At 38.2% G+C, this 6,802-nt stretch carries 7 protein-coding genes; 1 reads left to right on the plus strand and 6 read right to left on the minus strand.

Annotated elements, in window-relative coordinates; translation table 11 throughout:
* Positions 1–110: 110 nt before the first annotated feature.
* The 6 genes from VB694_RS03160 to rpmB form a co-directional block, all read right to left on the minus strand.
* Positions 111–872 carry a prepilin-type N-terminal cleavage/methylation domain-containing protein gene (locus tag VB694_RS03160; protein WP_323358865.1) on the minus strand — a complete coding sequence of 254 codons (762 nt, stop codon included), beginning with the start codon at positions 870–872 and terminating at the stop codon, positions 111–113.
* A 51-nt stretch (positions 873–923) separates the two neighbouring features.
* Positions 924–1,433, minus strand: coding sequence for a type II secretion system protein (locus tag VB694_RS03165; RefSeq protein ID WP_323358866.1), 510 nt, complete (start codon positions 1,431–1,433; stop codon positions 924–926).
* Positions 1,408–2,196, minus strand: a complete 789-nt coding sequence (locus tag VB694_RS03170) for a type II secretion system protein (protein WP_323358867.1) — start codon at positions 2,194–2,196, stop codon at positions 1,408–1,410. Before VB694_RS03170 ends, VB694_RS03165 begins: the two co-directional genes overlap by 26 nt.
* A 204-nt stretch (positions 2,197–2,400) precedes the next feature.
* A complete protein-coding gene (locus VB694_RS03175) occupies positions 2,401–3,792 on the minus strand; it encodes a hypothetical protein (RefSeq protein WP_323358868.1) in 1,392 nt (463 codons plus the stop codon).
* A 537-nt stretch (positions 3,793–4,329) separates the two neighbouring features.
* Positions 4,330–5,013 (minus strand): PEP-CTERM sorting domain-containing protein, encoded by a 684-nt coding sequence (locus VB694_RS03180; protein WP_323358869.1) that lies wholly within the window; start codon positions 5,011–5,013, stop codon positions 4,330–4,332.
* Between the two features lie 538 nt (positions 5,014–5,551).
* Positions 5,552–5,788, minus strand: coding sequence for a 50S ribosomal protein L28 (gene rpmB / locus VB694_RS03185; RefSeq protein WP_323358870.1), 237 nt, complete (start codon positions 5,786–5,788; stop codon positions 5,552–5,554).
* Between the two features lie 45 nt (positions 5,789–5,833).
* Here rpmB and VB694_RS03190 point away from each other — a divergent pair, with 45 nt between their 5' ends.
* Positions 5,834–6,664, plus strand: a complete 831-nt coding sequence (locus VB694_RS03190; RefSeq protein ID WP_323358871.1) for an alpha/beta hydrolase — start codon at positions 5,834–5,836, stop codon at positions 6,662–6,664.
* The last annotated feature ends 138 nt before the right edge of the window (positions 6,665–6,802 follow it).

Below are 6,802 nucleotides of genomic sequence, written 5' to 3' on the forward strand. Positions count from 1 at the left end.
ATGTCTTTACATGGGCTTATAGTTTTTTATTTTGATATATTTGGCACTATTTTACATAGCGTATATATACGGGATTTTTCTATATAAGAGCTACTAACAGCTATATTCTGTTAGTTAATACTGGTTCTGGTAAATACAGTGGTTTTGACTTCCATTGTCTCATCTATATTTGTATCATTTGATAATTTGCCATACAAGAAAAGATCAACTTGTCTTCCACCTGTGTACACACAAGCATAAAAACCATTACCACCTGCTCTTGTACTACCACTGGGACAAGTCGGTAGTGTCGCTGGATCTCGAATTCCATCCACTAAAAAGTTATGATCAAGGGTAGCAGCAGAAGTAGGACTAGGAGCAGGAACTGTCAGAGCAGCAGTAACACCGGAACTAGGAGTGAGTAGAGGAGTAGCAGTACGAATAGGAACAGGGTTAGGAACGTTTGCATAACGCCAGATTGAGTTTGGCGATTCCCAACCAGTCGCGCTACCAGCTGTATAGTAAACAACTGTATATTGTCGGGGATTATATGCTGAACCGTTTTCAGGATTAGGAACAGGAACTCTCAAGCGCAAAACTCCTGTACCTGAAGTTATAGTTGTTGCTGGAGATGCAGTAGGAGATGGAGCAGCAATAGTTACTGTTCTTGCCATTCTAATTTCGTTGGCAATATAATCTAAGGCACGATTTAAGTTAGTACGCCTATCACTTTCAAATTTTGCTTTTTGGTTTTGTTGTATTATGCCTACAAATGCTGTTCCAGCTAGAGCCACAACAATTGACATTATTACTGCTGCTACTAAAACTTCTATTAAAGTAAATCCTTTGTTAACATCCACTTCAGATTGGATATTTTTGATGTCAGATTTCATTTTTTTCACCTAGATAATCAATAAATTATTGCTGTTGATGAAAATACTTTATTATTGAGTGCAACTAGCAGGAGCAGTCGTACCACTAGCACCAGTATAGTTGCCAGTTCTAATCAAGCCCAATGGAGTAGATAAAACCAGACATTTTCGGAAGTTATCACTGGAAGCATTTGCAGTCGGAGCAACAACAACTGTGATGCTCATGGAACTATTTCCTAAATAATCAAAATCAACAGCTGTAGCTGATGCTGCCAAGGATACATTGCTTAATGTGCGATCGCCTGTTAAAAGACAATTAACATTGGTTGTGGTGCTTCTAACTCTGGGCGTGGCTGTGTCCAGGGTGACATTACAAGTTCGTGATCTAGAGATCGCTTGTCTTTGTGCTTCTTTGATTGCTCCCTCAATGTTAGTGATTGCAGACTCTACAGTTCTTCTCTGAGACCATGCAAAGTAACTAGGTCCTGCCATAGCTCCCAGAATACCAATAAATACTACTACTATTAGTGCTTCTAGGATTGTAAATCCCTGATTATCATTGAATACATTGGAATGACGCATTGGGTATTACCTCACTGGATAGTCTAGCGACAACTTTACTACTATTGGGAGAACCGTTATTATCTTCAACAACTAAATACCTTACTTGTAAAGTATTATAAGGAGGAGTATTAACGTTGGTATCATTTCGCATCAACCATAGTCTTTGATTTGTATTAGTCATTGTTGCAGGATTAGCACCGACAACAGCTTCATAAGTAACACTTGCACCACTTTCAGTAACCGAAAATGTTCTGGAGGAGTCAATATAACTAGCACCTTGTGTTACTTGCTGCAAATAATTAGCTAGTCCTGTACTTGCAGATCCAGCACTGCATACTGTATTACTTACAACAACTGTAGTACCCGCAACTGGTGCTGGTGAAATTATCCCAGGATTGATGGTAATGGTTGGGGTAGCTGTGGGTATGGGGTTAGGGTTTGTAATAGTATAAACATTGGGAAAGCCCGGAAATTGGATTCTATCATTTGTTCTTAAGCCGTTGCCAGACGATAATCTTAAAGTTGTTGCACCCACAGTTGGAGTAGGAGTACCTGAAGCTACTACAGGAAAACTATAGTTACCAGCTAGATTTCTCACAACTTCCAAGTCTTTTTGTATCAAGTTAGTTGCTGTTGTGTATTTTTTAGCTTGAGCTTTAAATGCTGCGGAAACTACCAGCATTTGCATTGATACAGTTGTAAAGAAGGTGACTATGATAATAGCAGCTAAAACTTCAACGAGACTAAAACCCGAGTCTGGAGGATGTTTTGGAGTGTTCATAAATATGGAGATTAGTTTTGTGTAAAAAAACCATTTGATATGCAGCCTATTGATTTTAAGATTGACTTTGATAACTCCTATGGAATATGGAACACCACACTACCATAGGAATATAGGTTTGATTGTTACTACTCTGTGCTGATAGGCAACACTAGGAAGTTATTAGTATTAACAACTAGCTACCAAGTCTATTAATTGTGTAATTTAATTCACTCCATTTCGTTGCCAAGCTCTGATAGGTAAAATAGAAGGTGGTAAGGCAGCATTATCTGGCTGTAACCCAGTTAAATCGTTCCAAGCAGCTGTTTGTCTCACAACTACGTTGTTAGAGTTAGAACCACAACTCCCACCATTACTCCAGTTGTTTACCCAAATAGAACCGTTGATACCGCCATTATTACCTCCCCCAGCTACACCCGCTTGATATCTAGGTGCGAGGATGAAAGCGTCTACCACACGATTACCATTAAGACATATCTCACCACCACTGGCTTTAGTGCCAAAAATTTGGAAATTGGTGGGTAAACAACCAGAAACACTGCCACAGGTATGATCAATATTAACATTTTTACTTATATCTCCAGATAAAAATATCACTACTCTCTGTCCTGGTGTAATTGTCAATGTGGTATTTCCACCACCCTTAACAATACCTGTAGCAGAATACACGTACCTTTGTTGACCATTAAAAGTGATAGGCAGATCAGGGGTAGCACCACCAAGCCGAGGTAGAGTGATGTTAGTATTTATCGTTCCCAAGGAAATAGTACCAGCAGTAGGTGGGTTGGTGGCATTATTGGCTGCGGCTGGCATTGTTGGTACTGTTGGCATGGGCAAATTTGTATATTGTGCAGAAAACTCGGGAGTAGTCGGATCTATTTTGATATTTGCCAAGTTAACACTACAACTATTAACTAAGACGTTACCTCTAATTGTGTTACCACCAGTACCATTGGTGTCATTAGGATTACCAATCCACACTCCAGGAACGGAAATATTGCCAATCTCAGGTGGTCGGACAGGAATAGCTACCTGTAACCTACTAATAGATTCATTTATCCCACTGCCTGTTCTGCCTTCAACGGTTAATATACCCATTGTCTGCAATGAGTTGTCTCCTGGATCAGCAGTCCTATAAGATACAAGTCTAAATTGTCCCTTGCTTGCATCTGTTAAGTCTACATTTGTCCAAGTAGCTATGTTGGCAAATTGCTGTATTGTAGTTGTGGATGCTGAACTACCAACACAAGAGGTGCTACTAATGCCAGGAATATTTGTGGGATTTGACCAACTTGCTTGAGATCCAGTATCAGGACAAACTCCTTGAGCGTTACGAGTTCCCAGGCAATCGGGATGTCTAGATAGTAAGCGATTTTCATTGATAAAGGCTTGATAATGGACAATGGCTTTTTCTGCGGCTCCTATGGCTCTATCTGTTTCTTTTTGTCTGGAAGCAACTACTTGATCTCCTTGGGAACGCATAGTCATGGTTAATCCAACCAGTATCATGATTAAACCCATTGACACAGCAATTACCATCGCAAATCCTGATTCTCCTGTGTGGAGCAGTAAAGCCAGTTTTAATCTAGTGTTCATAATTTTTTCCGGGTATGGTTAATTATTTGACGATAAAGGTATATATCAAAGTCAGAGTCAGGAAAAGTCAGTTAATGTTTTTATACTGATTTAATAGCGACGTTAAAGATGAGCTATTGTTTCCTTGGATATTTTAATGGAGTATTTAGACTACTTGAGTGATTGCCGTCTGCATGAAACTGTGATCAGAAGAAAAACGCAGGTGTTGATTTATTCCTAGTATACCCTATTATATTCTGACTAGTTTCAGTGACTGTACTGGATAGCTAAAGTTTGAGTGAAGACTGGGGAATAGATTTCAATAATTTCACTGTGCTATCTTATATCCGTGATATTACTCTCAAGCATAAAACCGTTGCAGATCACCGACTTCTTTAAGAAGCCTGGGATCTGACTAAATATGCATATAAAAAAACAATAGAACACAAAATAAATGTTCTACCGTTTTTCAGAGGAAACTATTTTTGATTTTTTCCACAATGTGATAATAAATATCCATTGTTGTCCATATTTTGGGAATACTCAGTGATAATGAGTCTATGCTTTTTTTGCTATTTTTGACTTGCGTTGATAAGCCAAGAAGCCAGCAGTTGCTAGTAAACCAAGCATGGAAGAAGGTTCAGGAACAGAGCGGATACCAGCCACCAAAGCTATATCAGGTGTGCTTCCAAAATCTTCTGAGATCGTGTCTAGTTTAATCTTGATTTCACTGACATAATCGCCTATTGCAACACCAAAATCACTAAAGTCTATAAGGGCTACGTTGATGCTCCGCGTTGGATTTGATGTCTCAAACCCAGTTTCAGTGGTTAGGTATTCCCCAAGCCCTTCTGAACCATTGATCTCGAATCTAAAGCTGTCGGGTAGACCAAGTTCAAATATGGCCAGATCATTACCTACAGAGTTTAATATAGGATTGCTGAAACCTAATGTTACAAAAGCGCCAGGTGTAGCAGAAAACGCAGACGTAGTAACCTGACCATCTAGGAGTACACTATCTAAAGTTCCACCAGACGTAGTAAAACTTCCAAAAGATTCTAGTAACTCATCTGCAAGTGCTTGACTGTTTAAATCAATGCCCCCTACTGTTACCGCACTTGCAGGTTTAGCAAAAGCGCCTAATCCCAACATCATGCTACCTGCGGCTACACCCAAACCTAGAGAGCGTAGAGCCTTGTGAGAGAATAGTTGACCTAACTTTTTAAGTTCTAATGCAATCATTGTGATTCTTCCTTTTTATACAGTTGAGTTGTTTAGTGATTATTGATGCAGTGTGATTTTGCTATCTATAACAACCTAGTACGAGTATTATAATAATCACCGGGCGTAGGTTTCTGCATCAGTACAATCACTAAAATTACTTGATTCAAGCATCAGTATAAACAATAAAACACACATTGAGTATATTTAGTCATGAAAAAGACTCAACTTCATGAAAACTTTACAGAGAAAAATTATTGATTCTAGGTGGCAAGAAATCAGCAACTTCAAAGTCATTGTGAGCTAGGGAAGGCTGAATTGATTGCAATAGTTGTGTTTGCGTTATGGTGAAAGTTATACAGTGCCTCTAAAAATTGCCGTTCTCTTTTTTATAAGAACAATTTTTACAATATATTTTTTCTGTGAATTTTTATTTTTTTATTTAAGTAAAATCTTGGGGTAGATGCAGTATTTTGTTTATTCTGCTATCCCAAGGCAATAATCATCGATTATTTTTATAAACTAGGGGTACTTTTAATACCCCGCAAACGGCAAAAATTTAGTAATGGTTTAAATTGATACCAGCTTCTTTAGCCATTGCTTCTATACCTTTGCTATCAAGGGTTTTGATGGCTTTGGTAGAAAGTTTTAGTCTCACCCAACGATTACCACCAGACCACCAAACTCGCTTGCTTTGCAGATTAGCTTGTTGTAGGCGCTTGGTGCGACGGTGGGAGTGGGAAACAGCCATTGCATTATTAGCTTTCTTACCAGTGAGTTCACAACGACGGGACATTAAAATTTCTCCTGCTATTTGAATACAACCTTTCTATTCTAGACCATGAATAAACAACGTCTCAGAAAACTGTTAATTGGCGATTTTACCTGGAAACGAATGCTCAAGTCTGTAGTTTTTATCTATACTTTGTTTGCTGTCTATGTATATTTTCGGGCAGATAGTATGATTTTTCTGCCTCAACCTTCTAGTTATGAAGATACTAAAAGCATTTTTAAGCTAAAAAATCAGAAAAATCAGCAAATTTCCGCAATTTATTTACCAAATCCTACGGCTAAGTATACTATTCTTTATGTTCATGGAAATGCTGAAGATTTAGGTGATATTCAGGAAGTATTAGAAAAATTACGGGATTTGGGTTTTAACGTCTTTGCTTATGACTATCGAGGTTATGGAACAAGTGAGGGAACACCTACAGAAACTGCTGCTTATGAAGATATTGATACTGCTTACAATTATTTAACTCAAGATTTAAAGATAAAACCAGAGAAAATTATTGTTTTTGGGCGTTCAGTGGGGGGAGGTTCAGCGGTAGATTTAGCATCACGAAAAACCGTAGCTGGTTTAATTATTGAAAGTACATTTACTTCAGCTTTTCGGGTAGTTGTTCCTTTTCCGATTTTACCTTTTGATAAGTTTAATAATTTGGATAAAATCAAAAAAGTCAAATCTCCTGTTTTGGTAATGCACGGTAAATTAGATGATATTATCCCTTTTGAGCATAGTCAAAGGTTGTTCGCTGCTGTAACTACACCTAAGCTTTATTTATGGATAGAGACAGCAAATCATAATGATTTTGTTTCAGTTGCGGGAGACAAGTATGGTCAAACTTTGCGGGAGTTTACTAATTTAATATCGAAAAATCTATCCCCCTAAATATCTCATTATCTCGTTCCCAGAAGAAACACATGAATATGGGTTTTGTGTGTGTAATCGGCGATTAGAAATCGCTACTACACAAACGAAGTCCACCTCCGTGGACTAACGAAAAATTGAGAGTTTGAAACCCATGAA

The organism is Anabaena sp. UHCC 0451 (assembly GCF_034931405.1).
Lineage (GTDB): Bacteria > Cyanobacteriota > Cyanobacteriia > Cyanobacteriales > Nostocaceae > RDYJ01.

Excerpts from the sequence above, each read along its gene's own strand:
- VB694_RS03160 (WP_323358865.1), bottom strand. The coding sequence starts at position 872 with ATGAAATCTGACATCAAAAATATCCAATCTGAAGTGGATGTTAACAAA.
- VB694_RS03165 (WP_323358866.1), bottom strand. The coding sequence starts at position 1,433 with ATGCGTCATTCCAATGTATTCAATGATAATCAGGGATTTACAATCCTA.
- VB694_RS03170 (WP_323358867.1), bottom strand. The coding sequence starts at position 2,196 with ATGAACACTCCAAAACATCCTCCAGACTCGGGTTTTAGTCTCGTTGAA.
- VB694_RS03175 (WP_323358868.1), bottom strand. The coding sequence starts at position 3,792 with ATGAACACTAGATTAAAACTGGCTTTACTGCTCCACACAGGAGAATCA.
- VB694_RS03180 (WP_323358869.1), bottom strand. The coding sequence starts at position 5,013 with ATGATTGCATTAGAACTTAAAAAGTTAGGTCAACTATTCTCTCACAAG.
- rpmB (WP_323358870.1), bottom strand. The coding sequence starts at position 5,788 with ATGTCCCGTCGTTGTGAACTCACTGGTAAGAAAGCTAATAATGCAATG.
- VB694_RS03190 (WP_323358871.1), top strand. The coding sequence starts at position 5,834 with ATGAATAAACAACGTCTCAGAAAACTGTTAATTGGCGATTTTACCTGG.